The sequence below is a fragment of the Lysinibacillus sp. FSL K6-0102 genome, assembly GCF_038003545.1.
In the GTDB taxonomy this organism is placed as follows: domain Bacteria; phylum Bacillota; class Bacilli; order Bacillales_A; family Planococcaceae; genus Lysinibacillus; species Lysinibacillus capsici.
Window position 1 is genome coordinate 716,792 of sequence record NZ_JBBOPH010000001.1, and the last position, 16,306, is coordinate 733,097.

Sequence of the window (16,306 nt, forward strand, 5' to 3'; positions counted from 1 at the left end):
TGCTTTTTTGTTGTTAAATAGGGTTACTATTAAAGTCATTAAACAGTGAGTTGCTAGACAACGAGAAACTTTTTCTAAACCGTTTTTTTATGCATTGAGAGTGGAAAAGAAGGAGAACTTAAGTAAGCTTGTTTATCTATGACAAGGAGGGGGAAATGTAAAGGGTGGTCAATCGATGGAAAAGTCATATAAAAAGACCATAGACTAGTTTGTCTATGGTCTGACAGGTCTTATTCAATAACTGAATTGTCATCGCTGCTAGCAGCACTGTCTGTTCCTGTATTGCCACTTGTTAGGCTTGATGATTGTTCATTTTGGCCAAGATGGTTTTTGAAAATCTCTTTTACTTCTTCAACAGAATCTTGATTTAACTGGTAATAATAAATACCAGTAGACATATCATCCGTACCATCTAATGTTAAGGAATCGATACGTGGTGCGCCTTTTGATAAATAAGATAAGAAGGACTTCATTTCAGTGAATGTCATATCTGTTTTCATATTATCACCAAGAGCTTTAATGACATTATCATATTTTGTGATAGAGTCTACAGAAGCCACTTTTTTAATAATTGCAGATAGAATTTCCTGTTGACGTTTGCCACGCTCAATATCACTATCTTGCTTACGAGTTCTTGCTAGGGCAAGTGCCTCACTTCCATTTAAATGCTGTAACCCTGGCTTTAAATTGATTGTAAACTTATCGAACTCATCTAATTCATGCAATGCATATGGTACTTCAGCTTCAATACCACCTAATGCATCTACAACATCTATGAATGCATTAAAGTTCATGCGTACATAATAGTCAATAGGAATATCAAATAGTTCTTCTACAGTTTCGATCGTAGTAAGTGTTCCACCCATAGCATGTGCGTGAGTAATTTTATCTTTATAACCTACTTTAGGAATATAAACGTATGAATCACGAGGAATGCTTAGCATTTTAATTGTATGAGTTTTATTATTTAATGTAGCTAAAACGAGTGCATCAGAACGTGAATGGTCTGACCCCTGTCCTCGATTATCACTATCGTCAACTCCGACAAATAAAATAGATACATTATCGTGTACTGGTTCTACACTTTCTTCGCGTTTTGCAGAAACCTGACGACCTTCTAACTCCTCATATGCTGAGTCTGCAGCATGCTCTACCTGTTTAGTAAGGTAAACAGCATAAGCCGTTACACAAATTACCAAGCTGGCAACTAATAGTAGTGTAACTTTTATAATTAATGAAGCTTTAGAAGACCTCTTTTTAGTCGGACTAACAGATCTTTTTTTCATAATAGATATATTCTCCTCTAATTATTGGGAATAATAATGCGATAAAGCTAACTTTTATTCAATTTTAACTAAGCAATTGTGTGGACAATAAAATAGCTTAACAAAAAAATTATACTATGCATATTTAGTTTCGACAATTAAAACTATTTAATTGACAATAAATTCTACAAATTGAGCATCTTCGAAAGTGATGGTAGCCTGTCCATTTGTCATTTCTGTTATCCAACTTCGGAACTGTTCTTCTTCCTCTTTTAGCACAGAAACAATAATTTCAACACCCTCCAAATAACGTATTTCCTCTAAAGAATATGATGAACTTCTTATTTCATTTTCGACTTTTCCTAGCCATGTATAATCAATAGCTACTTTCATGACATGATGCAATTTACGTTCAACTATCTGTGCAGCAGTTAATCCCTCTGTAGTTGCTTTTCCATAAGCACGAATAAGGCCTCCACCACCGAGCTTAATGCCTCCAAAATAGCGGGTCACAACAACGACCGTATCTTTTAACCCTTGTTTTTTTAAGACCTCTAACATAGGGACGCCTGCAGTACCACTAGGTTCCCCATCATCATTTGCCTTTTGAATATGATCATGCTCCCCAATAATATATGCAGAGCAGTTATGTGTTGCATTATGATGCAATTTTTTTATACCATCTATAAAAGAAATTGCATCCTCTTCCGTTTCTGCACGTTCTATATAAGTGAGAAAGCGAGATTTGGAAATGACAATTTCGCTTTCACCATATCCTTTTACTGTTAAATAGTTTTCTCTCATTCGTATCAATCTCCTTTTAACTAGAGTTCTATTCTATAATTTTCATGAAGAAAAAGCATTAAATTTTAGCATGGTAATGCTATAATAGGTGTAGACTATGGAATATGTGATTTTAGTCTATTAAATTAGTAAGTAATCATAAGACATTAGACTGGGGAGTATACTATGTTTTCAAATGATACCTTCGATTTAAAGTCGCTTGATGACATTTTTAATCGAATGTTAGATACAATCATGAGCTCAAAGGATGATATCTTTATTATAAGTGAACAAAGCCGCAGAAGCTTTGAAGATATGCAAAAAGAGCTGGAAATTGTTCGAAAACAAATATCAATCGTAATTGATGATGGCGATGCATTGGAAAAAAGTACGCAGCTTGCTAAGCAACGACTTGTGCTAGTGAGTAAAGCTTTTGATAATTATACCGAAGAACAAGTTAGAGAAGCCTATGAAACTGCACATGATTTTCAAGTAAAGCTCTCCGTTATTAGAACACAAGAAAAACAGCTACGGGATAAAAGAGATGATCTAGAGAGAAGATTAAGAGGATTACTCGATACGATTGAACGTGCTGATCATATTGTTAATCAGGTAAATGTCGTTTTGAATTACTTAACTTCAGATTTAAGAAATGTTGGTTTAGCCCTTGAACAAGCAAAAATGAAACAGGATTTTGGGATACGTATTATTGCAGCTCAAGAGGAAGAGCGTAAGCGTTTATCAAGAGAGATTCACGATGGACCTGCTCAAATGCTTGCAAATGTCCTTATGCGCACTGATTTAATAGATAGAACGTATCGTGAAAAAGGTATTGAAAAGGCTTTGGCTGAAATTGCCGATTTAAAGAAAACGGTACGTAATGCCTTATCTGAGGTGCGACGTATTATTTATGATCTACGACCAATGGCACTTGATGATTTGGGAATTATTCCGACATTAAAGAAGTATTTATCGACAGTGACTGAATATAATCCAGGTGTTGAAATTCATTTCCAATCGAGAAGTACAGAAAAACGTATACCTTCAAATTATGAAGTATCCATTTTCCGATTAGTACAAGAATGTGTAACCAACGCCATGAAGCATGGAAAGTGTAAAGACATTTGGGTAAAGCTTGAATGGTTAAAAGATGCCGTCAACATTGTTGTAAAAGATGATGGCATAGGCTTCGACCCACAAGTAGTGAAAGATCATTCCTTTGGAATATTAGGAATGAAAGAACGTATTGAAATTTTAAATGGTACAATCACCATTACGAGTGAAATCAATCGAGGGACAACGGTGTTATTTAAAATACCGTTAGAAGTAGAATGATGTAACTGTCGCAGAAATCTAGGGGGTAAAGACAAATGACAAAGATTATTATTGTAGACGATCACCAGCTATTCCGCGAAGGAGTAAAACGCATTTTAGATTTTGAAGATACGTTTGATGTAGTAGCAGAAGGTGACGATGGTACAGATGTTGTTACGTTATACGCTGAAAACGAACCAGATGTTGTACTTATGGATATTAACATGCCAGGCAAAAATGGAGTAGAAGCAACGGCAGAGTTAATTACTGAATTTCCAGATGCAAAAGTGATTATGTTGTCTATACATGACGATGAAACATATGTTACGCATGCATTAAAATCAGGTGCTCTTGGTTATATGTTAAAAGAGATGGATGCAGATGAAATCGTTGAGGCGATTAAAGTTGTTGCCAACGGCGGTTCTTATTTACATCCAAAAGTAACGAAAAACCTAGTAGCAGAATTTAAACGACTTTCAGAACATGAAAATAAAGGAAACTTCCATCAAACTGAAATTCGTCGTCCATTCCATTTGCTAACTAAGCGTGAATGTGAAGTATTACAATTATTAACGGATGGTCAATCAAACCGTACAATCGGTGAGACACTGTTTATCTCTGAAAAAACAGTTAAAAACCACGTATCAAGTATTCTTCAAAAAATGAATGTGAATGACCGTACACAAGCAGTTGTAACAGCTATCAAAAATGGCTGGGTTGAAGTACGCTAATTGCTAAGACTGTTTTTAAAAGCTACTTTTATTGAAGTAGTTTTTAAAACAGTTTTTTATTGTTTTTTGGTAATAATTTGTATTGGGCTAACTTGATGAAGAACAGGTCATTCACAATTTTGTAACATTACTATTCATTAGTATGAATATGATAACTAGCAATTCATGCAACATTTTACAGCCTAATGCGTCATAAGGAAGATGTAGCACTTAAATGTTGAAAATGCACAACAAAATTCCTACGAAAGCATTTATATGCTACAATATGCGCGGGAGGTTTTTTGATGTTAAAGAAAAGTTTTCTAGCAGTTCTAATCTTATTAGTGTTAACTGCCTGTGGTAATAAAGATGAAAAGATGAGTGATGAAGAACGAGATAAAGTAATAGAGGATGGTACAGTTGGCTTTGAAATGATGGGTGGAAACGTAGAAAAGGCTGATAATGTACCAGCGGAAGATGAAAAGGCGATTTTAGCATCTTTTGATGAGTATATTGCTGCATTAAATGCTGAAGAAATTGATCGTTATATGAATACAATCTCGAAAAATCCAAAGGGTTTTAAATACGATGAAGAAAAAACATATGCATCAGAAGTATTTGATCAATTTGATATTAAGCGTGAAGTAGAAAATGTAACAATTGCAAAGTATGAATCAGAAGAGGCGCAAGTATTTGCCAACATGAAAATGCACTCACTTCAGCTTGAGACAAATGTCGAACATGAAAGTGCAGGACGTCAGGTAACAGTCTTTGTGAAAGAGGACAATGATTGGAAAGTGACGAGTGTCTTTTATATTGGCGATGACTCACAGTCAAGTACAGGAAATTAACAGAAGCTATCTTCATTCAACATATCAATTGAGTGAAGATATGCCTATTTATACATAGACAATGAATGTGAAATGGAAGCTAGCTTACTAGCACGACTCTAGAAGGGCGAGAACGGGAATCCGACGTTCGTCATTCATTTCACATTCATTTCTTTTTGTTTTCCGTCATTTATGCAAAAGCGAAGCGCCAGCAATAACAACACAACAACAACAACAACAATTGCACCAAGTAGAAATAGATTGTAAACTAAAAATTATAGGAGAGTGGACATGGATGAGGACGGCAATCGTAACAGATAGTACTGCATATATTACAGCTGAGGAACGTGCACGCTTAAACATTCACATGATACCTTTAAGTGTTAATATCTCAGGCCAATTATTTGCAGAAGAAGTAGATATCACAGCATCTGAATTTTATGATAAGGTGCGTGGAGCTAAAGAATTTCCTAAAACAACACAACCTCCAATTGGAGAATTTGTTGCTCTTTTTGATGAGCTAGCAAAGGATTACGATGAGATAATTTCCATCCATTTATCGAGTGGTATTAGTGGAACATACCAAGGTGCAGTGCAGGCCAGTGAAATGGTGGAAGGTATTAATGTTTATGCCTTTGACAGTGAAATATCCTGTGCTGTTCAAGGCTTTTACGTATTAAGAGCAGCGGAAATGGCGAAAGAGGGCCATTCAGCAAAAGACATACTTGCTGCATTAGCAGACATGCAGCAGTTTATTCGTGCTTACTTCATTGTAGACGACTTAGCACATTTACAGCGTGGTGGGCGTTTATCTTCTGCCGCAGCATTAATCGGTGGCTTACTACAAGTAAAGCCTGTTTTACATTTTGTGGATAAGGTAATTGTACCTTTCGAAAAAATCCGAACACGTAAAAAGGCATTAAAGCGTGCGGAAGAATTGCTAGCAGAGGATGCAAAAAAGTATGCAGCGATGGACGCTGTTGTCATTCACGGAAATTGTCCTGCTGAAGCCCAAGAATGGCTAGAGCAATTAGCCGCAACGTACCCAAACGTAAACTTTAAATTGAGCTATTTTGGTCCTGTTATTGGTACTCATTTGGGTGAAGGGTCAATGGGATTAGGATGGACAAAAAAATAACGAATTGTGAGAAGTCTCTACTGCAAAAGTAGAGGCTTTTTTCTATGAAAGGGGAGGTTTTAATGAGATATAGGGGTTGGTTGTTGCCCCCAGCATTACGTGATTTTCATGAAGGGCGCATTTGGTTAAAAGAACATTCGCCATTTTCATCTGAAGATATTGAGAAAGCAATAAAGCGAAAATACGTCAGTATAATAGAAGGAATTCAAATAAAGCCAGCTATGAAATGCAATCGTTGTCACAATACAGACCCGCACTTATTCACAAAATTCCATTGCTCAAAATGTCAGCAACAATGTGTGTACTGCCGACACTGTATTAAAATGGGGAGAGTAAGTAGCTGTACAAAATTGATGATTTGGACAGGTCCCAAGACGATAAAAATTAACAAGCATTCATTAAAATGGGCAGGGCAATACACCGAACTCCAGCAACAGGCTGCTAATGAAACCTTGGCAAGTGTGAAAGCAAAACGCTCCCATTTAATTCATGCAGTTTGCGGTGCAGGCAAAACTGAGCTACTTTTTCCTACTGTCTATGATGCATTAAAGAGAGGGCTACGTGTTTGTATTGCTACACCACGGACAGATGTAGTGTTAGAACTGTATCCACGCTTTCAAGAGGCTTTTCCGGATACAGTTATTCATGCTTTATACGGTGGAGCACCTCACCAAAATGGCTATGCACAGCTTGTTATAGCAACAACCCATCAGCTCTACCGATTTGATAAGGCATTTGATGTCATTATTGTAGATGAGGCAGATGCTTTTCCTTATACATTTGATGAAACTCTACAAAGAGCAGTAGAAAAGGCTAAAAAGGAAAATGCTCCTCTGGTATTTGTGACAGCAACCCTATCAGCATCATTACTCCATACTTTCCAGCAAGAAAGCTACTCTTTTATTCCAAAACGCTATCATAATCATCCACTACCAGTCCCACAAGTAAGTTCTTTATGGGGCTATGATAAATGCTTTAAGCGAGGTAAAATCCCTAAAAGGTTAAAAAAGTGGGTGGAGGAGCGCTTACACCAAAAGGAACCCTTTTTACTGTTTTTCCCGACAATTGACTTAATGAAACGTGCAACTCCTCTTTTTCAAGGGTTAAATGAAGACATATTAGCTGTGCATGCAGCTGACCCAGAGCGGAAGGTGAAGGTGTTAAAGCTACGAAATAAAGCAGTTCCGGGCTTATTAACCACTACGATATTAGAAAGAGGCATTACAATTAGCAAAGTACAGGTGGCTGTTATTGGGGCAGAATCATTGATATTTACCGCCAATGCCCTCATTCAGATTGCAGGCCGAGTTGGACGAGATGTTCAATTTCCAGATGGGGAGGTCTTATTCTTTCATCACGGCATCACGGCAGAGATGGATGAGGCATGCGCAAAAATTCAATTTTATAATAAGAAGGGATTTTCTGAATGAATAAAATAGAATCTCATTGTTTAATATGCACCCAGCCGTTAAAAATAACTATTTCCTGGAAAATGATTCTAACCAAGCAATTCTCGCCGACTATATGTGAAAGATGTGTCGCTCGTTTTGTACCTTCTCAATCTGCTACATCCCTTTATCAATATAATGAGGCGATGAAGGATTACTTACACCAATTAAAGTTTCTTCAAGATGTGGCTCTTGCAAAGGTATTTCGGCAGGAGCTTCATAATCGTCTCACCAAAGAAAAAGCCATAATTCTACCCATTCCAATGCACCCTCTCAAACAACAGGAGCGTACATTCTCGCATACTGATGAACTATTAAAGACAGCGCATATTCCTTTTATACAATTATTAGAAAAGACAACGACAGAAACTCAAAGCTCCAAAAATAGAGAGCAACGTATACAAGCAGCTCCACTTTTTCGCTTAAAGGAGGGTGCACAAGTCGAACATAAAAATTATCTTCTTTTTGACGATATAAAAACTACGGGGACAACTTTACAGCATGCTGAACATGTTTTAATGCAATCGGGTGCTAAAAATGTCCAATACTTCACATTAATTGAAGGATGAAAATACCAATACATTATGTATAATAGTTAATGAGACAGCATTCGTAGATAAGTTTTCTAGAAAGAGGAGGAAAGGCCAATGGCAGAGGTTCGTAATTGTCCGAAATGTAATGAATTTTTTAATTATACGGGAGTCCGAGAAGTGTGTCATAAGTGTGCACAATCAGAGGAGGAGCTTTATCAAATCGTTTATCGTTTCTTACGTAAACGTGAAAACCGTGCGGCAACAGTAGAACGAATTGTGGAAGCAACGGGGGCAGATAAAGACTTACTGTTTAAATGGGTTCGTAAAGGCCGTTTACAGCCAGCTATGTTTCCAAACCTAGGCTATCCATGTGATAACTGTGGTCATCTAACGACTACAGGAAAGCTCTGCTCGAAATGTCAAGATGAATTAAAAGCAGACTTACGGACATTTGAAGCTGCCAAAGAGTTTCGCCAAAGTGTTGAAGAACGTGACCGTGTAACCTATCACTCAGATCGTAAACGTTAATTACGCTAAGTGTGTTAATTTTAAACAAAATTAGCACACTTTTTTCTATGTGAAAACTTAACATTATGTGAGACAATCCGAAATAATAGTAAGATAGGATTTAGAGATGGGGGGTATTGAAATGAAAATTACATCTTATGGAGTTAATGCAGTAAACGCCTATAAAAACCAAGTACGCAATGCAAAATCAAATACAAACAAGGCATCTTTCGCCGATAAAATTGAAATTTCAAAGGCTGCGCAGGAAATGCAAGGGGTTTCAACATACAGTACAGAGCGAGCAAACCATGTTCAACAATTGAAAAAGGATATCGCTTCTGGTGAATACAAAGTAGACGCTCGTAAAGTGGCAGAGGATATGCTGAAATATTATCGTTTCTAGGGAATAGCAGAAAGGGTGTATAACGATATGTCTGTAGAAGCAATTAGTTCTACACTAACAATGCTAGAGAGAATGCATAAAAGCTTACTCGAACTAGCCTTTAAAAAAACAGAAATTATTAAAAGTGGCGATATCGAAGCTTTAGACCAATTGCTCAAGGACGAGCAGGCACATGTAGCGGCCATCGATAAGCTCGAGCAACAGCGTCAGAAACAGGTAACGGACTACCTTGAAGCAAAGGGACTTGCTTCATCTGACAAAACAACTGTCGCGGATGTCATCGAGGCTGCTGAACAACAAGCAGACAAAGCAACACTTTCAGCAGTTCGCGAACGTTTAATGCAAATTATCAATGACCTACGAAAACAAAATGATCTAAATCAAAAACTCGTTTTCCAATCATTACAAATCGTCAACCTAACATTAGATGCAGTAAGACCCCGTACAGAGCAAATGAACTATTCCAGCAACGAGGTCCGTGGCACAAACAATATAGCTAAAAAATCATATTTCGATTCACAAGCATAACAAGGGAGGAAAAAACATGCGCTCAACATTTATGGGCCTAGAAGCAAGCAAACGTGGCCTTTTCACACAGCAAACTGCTTTATATACAACAGGTCACAATATTTCCAACGCCAACACACTAGGCTACTCTCGTCAACGAGTGAACATGCAGGCAACACCTGGATTTCCAACGGCTGGGTTAAATCAGCCCATTTATCCTGGGCACCTAGGAACAGGAGTAGAAGCAGGCTCAATTCAACGTATTCGCGATGAATTTATTGATCGTCAATATCGTCAAGAAACGAATAAATTTGGCTATTGGGAATCCCGCTCCAATGCAATTTCACAAATGGAAGATATTATGGATGAGCCATCCCAATTTGGATTAAATGCAGCATTAGAGCAATTTTGGAAGGGGCTAGAGGATGTTAGTACTAATCCAGAAAATGCATCTTCACGAAAAGTAGCCATTGAACGAGCAAAGCATCTTGCACAATCATTCAATTATATGGACACGCAGATAAAAACAATACAAGGTAATTTAGGAAATGAAATTAATGTATCTACAGATCGTATTAATTCTATATTAAAGAGAATTGCATCGATTAATAAGCAAATACAAGAGGTTGAACCAAATGGGCATGTTCCTAATGATTTGTATGATGCACGTGATGTGTTAATTGATGAACTAAATAGCTATATACCGATATCGATTGAACGTGTTCCTTCAGGTGGGGTTGCTAGTGAAGTGGCTGAGGGTAGTCTAACAATAAAGTTTAAGCCGTATCCATCAGGTACGCCAATAGAATTAGTTAATGGTAGAGAATATGTGGCATTAACTACTACGGGAACAGATACAACAGGTACAGTAGCAAGTATTGATGGCAATGATTTAACAAAGGTTTTTCAGGAAATAAAAATTTCCAAGCTAGGTGAACCACCAACAAAGCCTGCTGCTGATGCTGTAGGATTGGAATCAATTAAATATAATGAACTTGAGCCTGGAAAAGGTAAACTACTATCACTTATTAATTCGTACGGATATGCTGAATATGACGCGGGAGGTGCTTTTTCAGGTATAAAAGGTTACTATCCAGAAGCATTAGCAAATTTGGATAAACTAGCTTCTACCTTTGCTAATACATTTAACGCTGTACATAAGGCAGGCTATGATTTGACAGGTGTACAAAATGGATTAAACTTCTTTGAAACGATGGATGGCTCTACAACAATTAATGCTGGCAATATTAAAATAAATGAGGAATTTACCAAAGACTCTTCGAAATTAGCTGCTTCTTCTGCGCCTAATGAAGTAGGTAATGGTAAATGGGCAATTGAGCTAGCCAATTTACAATCAAAAGCAATTGGTGCTGGAGGATTTACAATTACAGTTGGTGCAAATTCTGTTGTAATTCCACCTTCAACAGAGCATCTTGATAGTGCAACTTTCAACTCTTTCTATCAAGGAATGATTGGGAAATTGGGTACAGACGGTGAAGAAGCCTATCAATTAAATAAAACCTCTGAAAACCTGTTATTATCAATAACTTATAACCGCGCATCTGTCAGCTCGGTGTCCTTAGATGAAGAAATGACGAATATGATTACGTTCCAACAGGCGTACAATGCCAATGCACGTATGATTACAGTTGTCGATGAAACTTTAGATAAAATTATAAATGGTATGGGCCGTGTAGGACTATAAAATTACTAGAAAGGGGTTTTTCTTAACATGCGTGTGACACAAACGATGCTATCAAATAACATGCTGCTTAACCTTAACAGAAGCTATGGCAGAATGTCTAAACTACAAGACCAAATTAATTCTGGTACAAAAATTACTAGACCCTCTGATGATCCTGTTATTGCTGTAAAGGGAATGGGCTATCGTCGGGATTTGGGACGAGTTGAACAATATACACGAAATATGAATGAGGTCAATAATTGGATAGATACAACCGATGAGTCACTGAACCAAGTAGGTGAACAAATGAAGCGTGTTCGTGAACTTGTGATTCAAGCAGCAAATGATACAAATACACCTGATGAGCGTGCAAAAATTAAGACAGAAATTGATCAAATTCGCCAACAGATTCAGGATGTGTCGAATACAAAAATTGGTGACCGTTATATTTTCAGTGGTACGAATACGGATAAACCTTTATTTGTAGATGCGACTCCCCCAAATGCTGATGGTTCAAAAATAATTAATGCGGATTATCAACTTTACGATGGAACAAATATTATTTCTACTGCAGCTGATAAATTAACAGCACCGAATGCTGATGTACAAATTGAGGTCTATGATGGGATTCAATTGCAGGTGAATGCACCTGGTGCTGATTTATTTGGCAATATTGATTCATTAATGGGGAAAATATCAAACTTATTGGATCCTGAAAGAGTACCTGGGCCAGCGACTAGCGAAGAAATTAGTAAAGCATTAGGTGGTTTTACTTCAACTAGTAAATCAGATGATATAACAAATATACACAATAAAATCCTTGAGACGCAGGCCGATATGGGGGCACGCCAAAATCGTGTTGAATTAATGGAAAACCGCTTGTCGCTTCGGGAAATTAGCGTAACTAAACAATTATCAAACAATGAAGATGTTGATTATTCAAAAGCGATAACGGAAATGGTCACTTCAGAGTCTATTCATCAGGCCGCATTATCTGTAGGCGCAAGAATTATTCAGCAAACTCTAGTAGATTTTATTAGATAATACTCACTAGTCATAATCTGAAAATCAAGAGATTATAGGGAAAAACAAAGTGATATAGGTATAGCGAACAAATTTTATAAATGAAGAAGGAAAGCGTTTGGACAATTCGTTCAGACGCTTTTATTGAAAGGAGAGGTAAAATGAGACTCCCTCAAATTCAAATTCGTACAACAGATGCAAAATTAGACCTTCATATAGGAAAACCACAACAACACATTGAACAACCAGAGGCTACTCTGCATATTGAACAACCAGCCGCTATCTTGGAGATTCATACAACAAGAGGTGTTTTAAAAATAGATTCCTCACAAGCGAGGAGAGATTTAGGGTTAATTGGACCAATTGAAGCAACTAAAAATGCTGCTAAAGAAGGTCAACAGACTGCTCTAAGTGGTATTGAGAGACGAGTAAATGAAGGGCGACAAATAATGATGTCAGCTGGTAAAGGACAAGGACGAGCTATTATGCAAAATATTGCTAAACAAAATCATGGGCCCCATCGTGTACCATTCAATATCAAATTCGTACCATCCATAGGCTCTGTAAAAATCGATTATACTCCTGGCACAACAGATGTCAATATTGAGCGGAGAGAGCCAATAATTGACGCAAAGGTGAACAAACCAATCTACGAATACACACCAGGGAAAGTAACTGGTACAATGGTACAAAGACCAAATGTTGACATTGATGTAATTGGTTAAAGGAGAGAGTAATCTAAATGGAGATTGAAACAAAATTTTTAGGAACAGTTGAAATTAATGAACAAGACATTTTAACATTTGAAACAGGACTGCCAGGCTTCCAAAATGCTCGTAAATTCGTCTTGTTACCTCTCGATGCGGATTTACCATTAGTAGTCTTGCAATCTGTTGAACAACAAGAACTTGGCTTTGTGCTCGCTTATCCATTTGCCTTTAAAAAGGACTATGAATTCGAAATTGATGAGGAAGTTAAAGAGGATTTGCAAATCGAAAAAGAAGATGATATTGTACCATACACAATTTTGACATTAAAAGAAACGTTCCAAGAATCTACAATGAATTTACTAGCTCCAGTTGTCATAAATACAGTAAAAAAACTTGGAAAACAAATTGTGTTACAAGATAGTGCAAGCTATCCATTACGCTATCCAATCGGTGCTGCGGAAGGAAGTGCCAAGTAATGCTTGTATTATCTAGAAAAAAAGGCGAATCCATCATGGTTGGCGACCAAATTGAAGTCAAGATACTTGCGGTCGAGGGTGATCAAATAAAGCTCGGCATCGTGGCACCAAAATCAGTGAAGGTTCATCGCTCAGAAATTTTTGAAGCCATTCAAGAACAAAATAAAGAAGCACTGGCAACTTCTCCAAACTTGTTAAGCAAATTGAAAAAAAACAAATAAAAAATTTTTTTGAAAACTATTAAACATTCAATCTATCGTACGATATATAGATTGTAAGGCAGAAGTAGTACATACTACAGAAACCAAGCTCTCCCACAAGGATGTGGGTTACAAAAAAACAATTCAAGGAGGAATTCCAAATGAGAATTCAACACAACATTTCTGCATTAAATGCACACCGTAACTTAGGTTTCAACAACACTCAAGCTTCAAAAAACCTTGAGAAATTATCTTCAGGTTTCAAGATCAACCGTGCTGGTGACGATGCTGCTGGTTTAGCAATCTCTGAAAAAATGCGCGGACAAATCCGTGGTCTTGACATGGCTACGAAAAACTCTCAAGATGCAATTTCTTTAATCCAAACTGCTGAGGGTGCATTAAACGAAACTCACTCAATTCTACAACGTATGCGTGAATTATCAGTTCAATCAGGGAACGATACAAACGTTAACCTTGACCGTGACGCAATCCAACAAGAAATTGAGCAATTAACAAAAGAAATCGATCGTATTTCAAATACAACTGAGTTCAACACTCAAAAATTACTTGATGGTTCATTCTCAGGTAAATTCCAAATTGGTGCGAATGAAAACCAAGATATGGCTATGGACATCGGTAATATGAATGCAGCTTCTTTAGGTTTAACTAAAACTGTACTAGCAGAAACAGATGTTGATGCAAAAACATTAAAAGACGGTTCATATAAAGTGAGTAAAGATGGTACAGAACTATTAGATTCTAAAGGACAAGTAGTAGGTAAATTCGATGGAACTGCTAAAAATAAAGTGGTTTTAGCTGATGGATCAGAAATTACTTTCAGTAAAGCTGCTAACGTTGAGCCAAAAAACGCGGTCATCAATGTTAAAGGCGGTAAAGCCGACATACGTGTAGAATTAGATACAGCCTCTACTAAAAATCTAAGTAAATTAGCTGCAGGTAAATATGAGATTAGTGGAGACAACGTTTTAAAAGATGGCGTTAAAGTAGGTACATTTACTGGTACTGAAGTTACAATTGAGACAGATGGTGGAAAAGGCACAGCAACATTTGAAGCAGCTGATTTAGGGCTAGATGGTAATTTTACAAATGATGGAACAGGTGTAGAAGAATTTACTATCGGTGGGGTAGACGTATCTACTCGTGAGCAAGCGACAGGTACAATTACTGCTGTAGACGATGCTATTAAAAAGGTATCTGAGCAACGTTCTGCACTAGGTGCTGTTCAAAATCGTTTAGAGCACACAATCAACAACTTAGGTGCTGCTTCTGAAAACTTAACAGCTGCTGAATCTCGTATCCGTGATACAGATATGGCAAAAGAAATGATGGAGTTCACTAAGAATAATATCTTAATGCAAGCAGCTCAATCTATGTTAGCGCAAGCAAACCAACAGCCACAAGGCGTATTACAACTATTAGGTTAATTCCTAACAAAAATCTTGAAGGTATTTACCTTCAAGATTTTTTTATGAAGGAGGGTAGACATGGAAAAAGTCATGCTAGTTCCTAAAGGGACAGAGCAATTTCAATGTATAGGGGCAGCTTGTGAGGATTTTTGTTGTCAAATATGGAGAGTCGATATTGACCGTGTAGGCTTTATGAAAGTAGCAACATCTAGTAACCCTGTTATCAAACCGTTAGCCAAAAAAGCTTATCAAAAAAATTCAAAAGCAACGAGTGATGCTAACTATGGGCGAATGAAAATGAATGAACAAAATGAATGTCACTTTTTAGATGAAAATAAATGGTGTTTAATTCATAAGGAACTAGGCGAAAGTGCGTTATGTAATACATGTGCCATTTATCCAAGGGAGCACCGCGAAATTGGTCAGTATATCGAGAAATCATTAACCTTATCGTGCCCTGAGGCTGTTCGTACATTGCTATTGCAAATAGAAGGGATAGAATTTGAAGAAGTGTTGGCACAGCCATCAGAACGTATTCAAAGTAAAGCGATTTTAACTGAAGAACATGTAGATATTTTATGGGCTATTCGATCATTTGTGATTAATTTATTGCAAGAACGGAGTATTTCATTGGACTTGCGTATGATGTTACTTGGTTTACTTGCTGAAAAGTTAAACGAGCGACCAAAAACATTAGAGCATACAGAACAAGTTATCCAAATGATGCAACAACGCTTTTTAACACCACAATATATTGAAGCAGTTATGCAAATTAAAGGAAATGAACTGGTTCAACTCCAAATGCATAAAGAACTCCTGCGTACAACGGTAGAGGAACTTTCGTTTAACGTACGATATATCGAAGTCGTAAATCAATTTATCCGAGGCTTACAGACAGGTCCATTAGAGAACAAGGAAATTACAGAAGAAACTTTGCAAAAATATATAGCTGCACAAGCTGTTTACCAGCAATTTATAAAAGAGCATCATTATATTTTAGAAAATTATCTAGTACATTATATTTTCACAAATGTATTTCCTTATAATGGTAAAACGGTATTAGAGGCATATGAAGATGTTGTTATTAATTATCAGCTGATTAAAGCTTTATTAATTGGTATTGCCTCCTATAATGGAAATTTGACGGTTAATGATGTTGTGCTCGCAATTCAAAGCTATACAAAGGCTGTAGCTCATAATAATAAGAGTTATGGCATATTACGTCAGAAGATTAAAGAATCTAATATGGAAACAATAGCATTTTTATTTGCTTATATTAAAACAAATGAGAAAAAATAGTACTATATCTAGGAACTTGGTTGTATAAAAAACATTCTCATATTGTGTA

General features: G+C 36.9%; 18 protein-coding genes. 16 read left to right on the forward strand and 2 right to left on the reverse strand.

Annotation, left to right across the window (positions count from 1 at the left end; translation table 11 throughout):
• Positions 1–230: 230 nt before the first annotated feature.
• Positions 231–1,286, reverse strand: coding sequence for an LCP family protein (locus NYE73_RS03325; RefSeq protein ID WP_259951073.1), 1,056 nt, complete (start codon positions 1,284–1,286; stop codon positions 231–233).
• A 147-nt stretch (positions 1,287–1,433) separates the two neighbouring features.
• A complete protein-coding gene (locus tag NYE73_RS03330) occupies positions 1,434–2,069 on the reverse strand; it encodes a YigZ family protein (RefSeq protein WP_103117453.1) in 636 nt (211 codons plus the stop codon).
• Between the two features lie 165 nt (positions 2,070–2,234).
• Between NYE73_RS03330 and NYE73_RS03335 the strand changes: the two genes are divergently transcribed.
• The 16 genes from NYE73_RS03335 to fliB all read left to right on the forward strand — a co-directional run bounded on the left by NYE73_RS03335 (position 2,235) and on the right by fliB (position 16,257).
• Positions 2,235–3,383 carry a sensor histidine kinase gene (locus tag NYE73_RS03335; protein WP_048392088.1) on the forward strand — a complete coding sequence of 383 codons (1,149 nt, stop codon included), beginning with the start codon at positions 2,235–2,237 and terminating at the stop codon, positions 3,381–3,383.
• 35 nt (positions 3,384–3,418) lie between these two features.
• On the forward strand, positions 3,419–4,093 hold the full coding sequence (locus tag NYE73_RS03340) for a response regulator transcription factor (RefSeq protein ID WP_004227590.1): 675 nt from the start codon (positions 3,419–3,421) through the stop codon (positions 4,091–4,093).
• A 284-nt stretch (positions 4,094–4,377) separates the two neighbouring features.
• Entirely contained in the window at positions 4,378–4,923 is a 546-nt protein-coding gene (locus tag NYE73_RS03345) for a DUF3225 domain-containing protein (protein WP_004227588.1), read from the forward strand.
• A 274-nt stretch (positions 4,924–5,197) separates the two neighbouring features.
• The gene (locus tag NYE73_RS03350; RefSeq protein WP_259951071.1) at positions 5,198–6,040 is read left to right on the forward strand and encodes a DegV family protein; all 843 of its coding nucleotides are present in this window, start codon (positions 5,198–5,200) and stop codon (positions 6,038–6,040) included.
• Positions 6,041–6,084: 44 nt separating this feature from the next.
• A complete protein-coding gene (locus tag NYE73_RS03355; protein WP_259951070.1) occupies positions 6,085–7,470 on the forward strand; it encodes a DEAD/DEAH box helicase in 1,386 nt (461 codons plus the stop codon).
• Positions 7,467–8,057, forward strand: a complete 591-nt coding sequence (locus tag NYE73_RS03360; RefSeq protein ID WP_259951069.1) for a ComF family protein — start codon at positions 7,467–7,469, stop codon at positions 8,055–8,057. The genes NYE73_RS03355 and NYE73_RS03360 overlap by 4 nt, the downstream gene beginning before the upstream one ends.
• Positions 8,058–8,135: 78 nt before the next feature.
• Positions 8,136–8,549, forward strand: coding sequence for a TIGR03826 family flagellar region protein (locus NYE73_RS03365; RefSeq protein WP_036076801.1), 414 nt, complete (start codon positions 8,136–8,138; stop codon positions 8,547–8,549).
• Between the two features lie 121 nt (positions 8,550–8,670).
• Positions 8,671–8,931, forward strand: a complete 261-nt coding sequence (gene flgM / locus NYE73_RS03370; RefSeq protein WP_016994952.1) for a flagellar biosynthesis anti-sigma factor FlgM — start codon at positions 8,671–8,673, stop codon at positions 8,929–8,931.
• A 27-nt stretch (positions 8,932–8,958) separates the two neighbouring features.
• Positions 8,959–9,459: a flagellar protein FlgN gene (locus tag NYE73_RS03375; protein ID WP_259951068.1), complete on the forward strand. Its 501-nt coding sequence runs from the start codon at positions 8,959–8,961 to the stop codon at positions 9,457–9,459.
• A 16-nt stretch (positions 9,460–9,475) separates the two neighbouring features.
• Positions 9,476–11,143, forward strand: coding sequence for a flagellar hook-associated protein FlgK (flgK, locus tag NYE73_RS03380; RefSeq protein ID WP_259951067.1), 1,668 nt, complete (start codon positions 9,476–9,478; stop codon positions 11,141–11,143).
• Positions 11,144–11,170: 27 nt separating this feature from the next.
• The gene (flgL, locus tag NYE73_RS03385) at positions 11,171–12,166 is read left to right on the forward strand and encodes a flagellar hook-associated protein FlgL (RefSeq protein ID WP_054549758.1); all 996 of its coding nucleotides are present in this window, start codon (positions 11,171–11,173) and stop codon (positions 12,164–12,166) included.
• Positions 12,167–12,306: 140 nt separating this feature from the next.
• Entirely contained in the window at positions 12,307–12,870 is a 564-nt protein-coding gene (locus tag NYE73_RS03390) for a DUF6470 family protein (protein ID WP_004227569.1), read from the forward strand.
• A gap of 17 nt (positions 12,871–12,887) precedes the next feature.
• Positions 12,888–13,331 (forward strand): flagellar assembly protein FliW, encoded by a 444-nt coding sequence (fliW, locus tag NYE73_RS03395; protein ID WP_259951066.1) that lies wholly within the window; start codon positions 12,888–12,890, stop codon positions 13,329–13,331.
• Positions 13,331–13,552 (forward strand): carbon storage regulator CsrA, encoded by a 222-nt coding sequence (gene csrA, locus NYE73_RS03400; protein WP_054549760.1) that lies wholly within the window; start codon positions 13,331–13,333, stop codon positions 13,550–13,552. Before fliW ends, csrA begins: the two co-directional genes overlap by 1 nt.
• A gap of 140 nt (positions 13,553–13,692) precedes the next feature.
• On the forward strand, positions 13,693–14,976 hold the full coding sequence (locus NYE73_RS03405; RefSeq protein ID WP_259951065.1) for a flagellin N-terminal helical domain-containing protein: 1,284 nt from the start codon (positions 13,693–13,695) through the stop codon (positions 14,974–14,976).
• A 60-nt stretch (positions 14,977–15,036) separates the two neighbouring features.
• Positions 15,037–16,257 (forward strand): flagellin lysine-N-methylase, encoded by a 1,221-nt coding sequence (gene fliB, locus NYE73_RS03410; RefSeq protein ID WP_259951064.1) that lies wholly within the window; start codon positions 15,037–15,039, stop codon positions 16,255–16,257.
• Positions 16,258–16,306 lie beyond the last annotated feature (49 nt).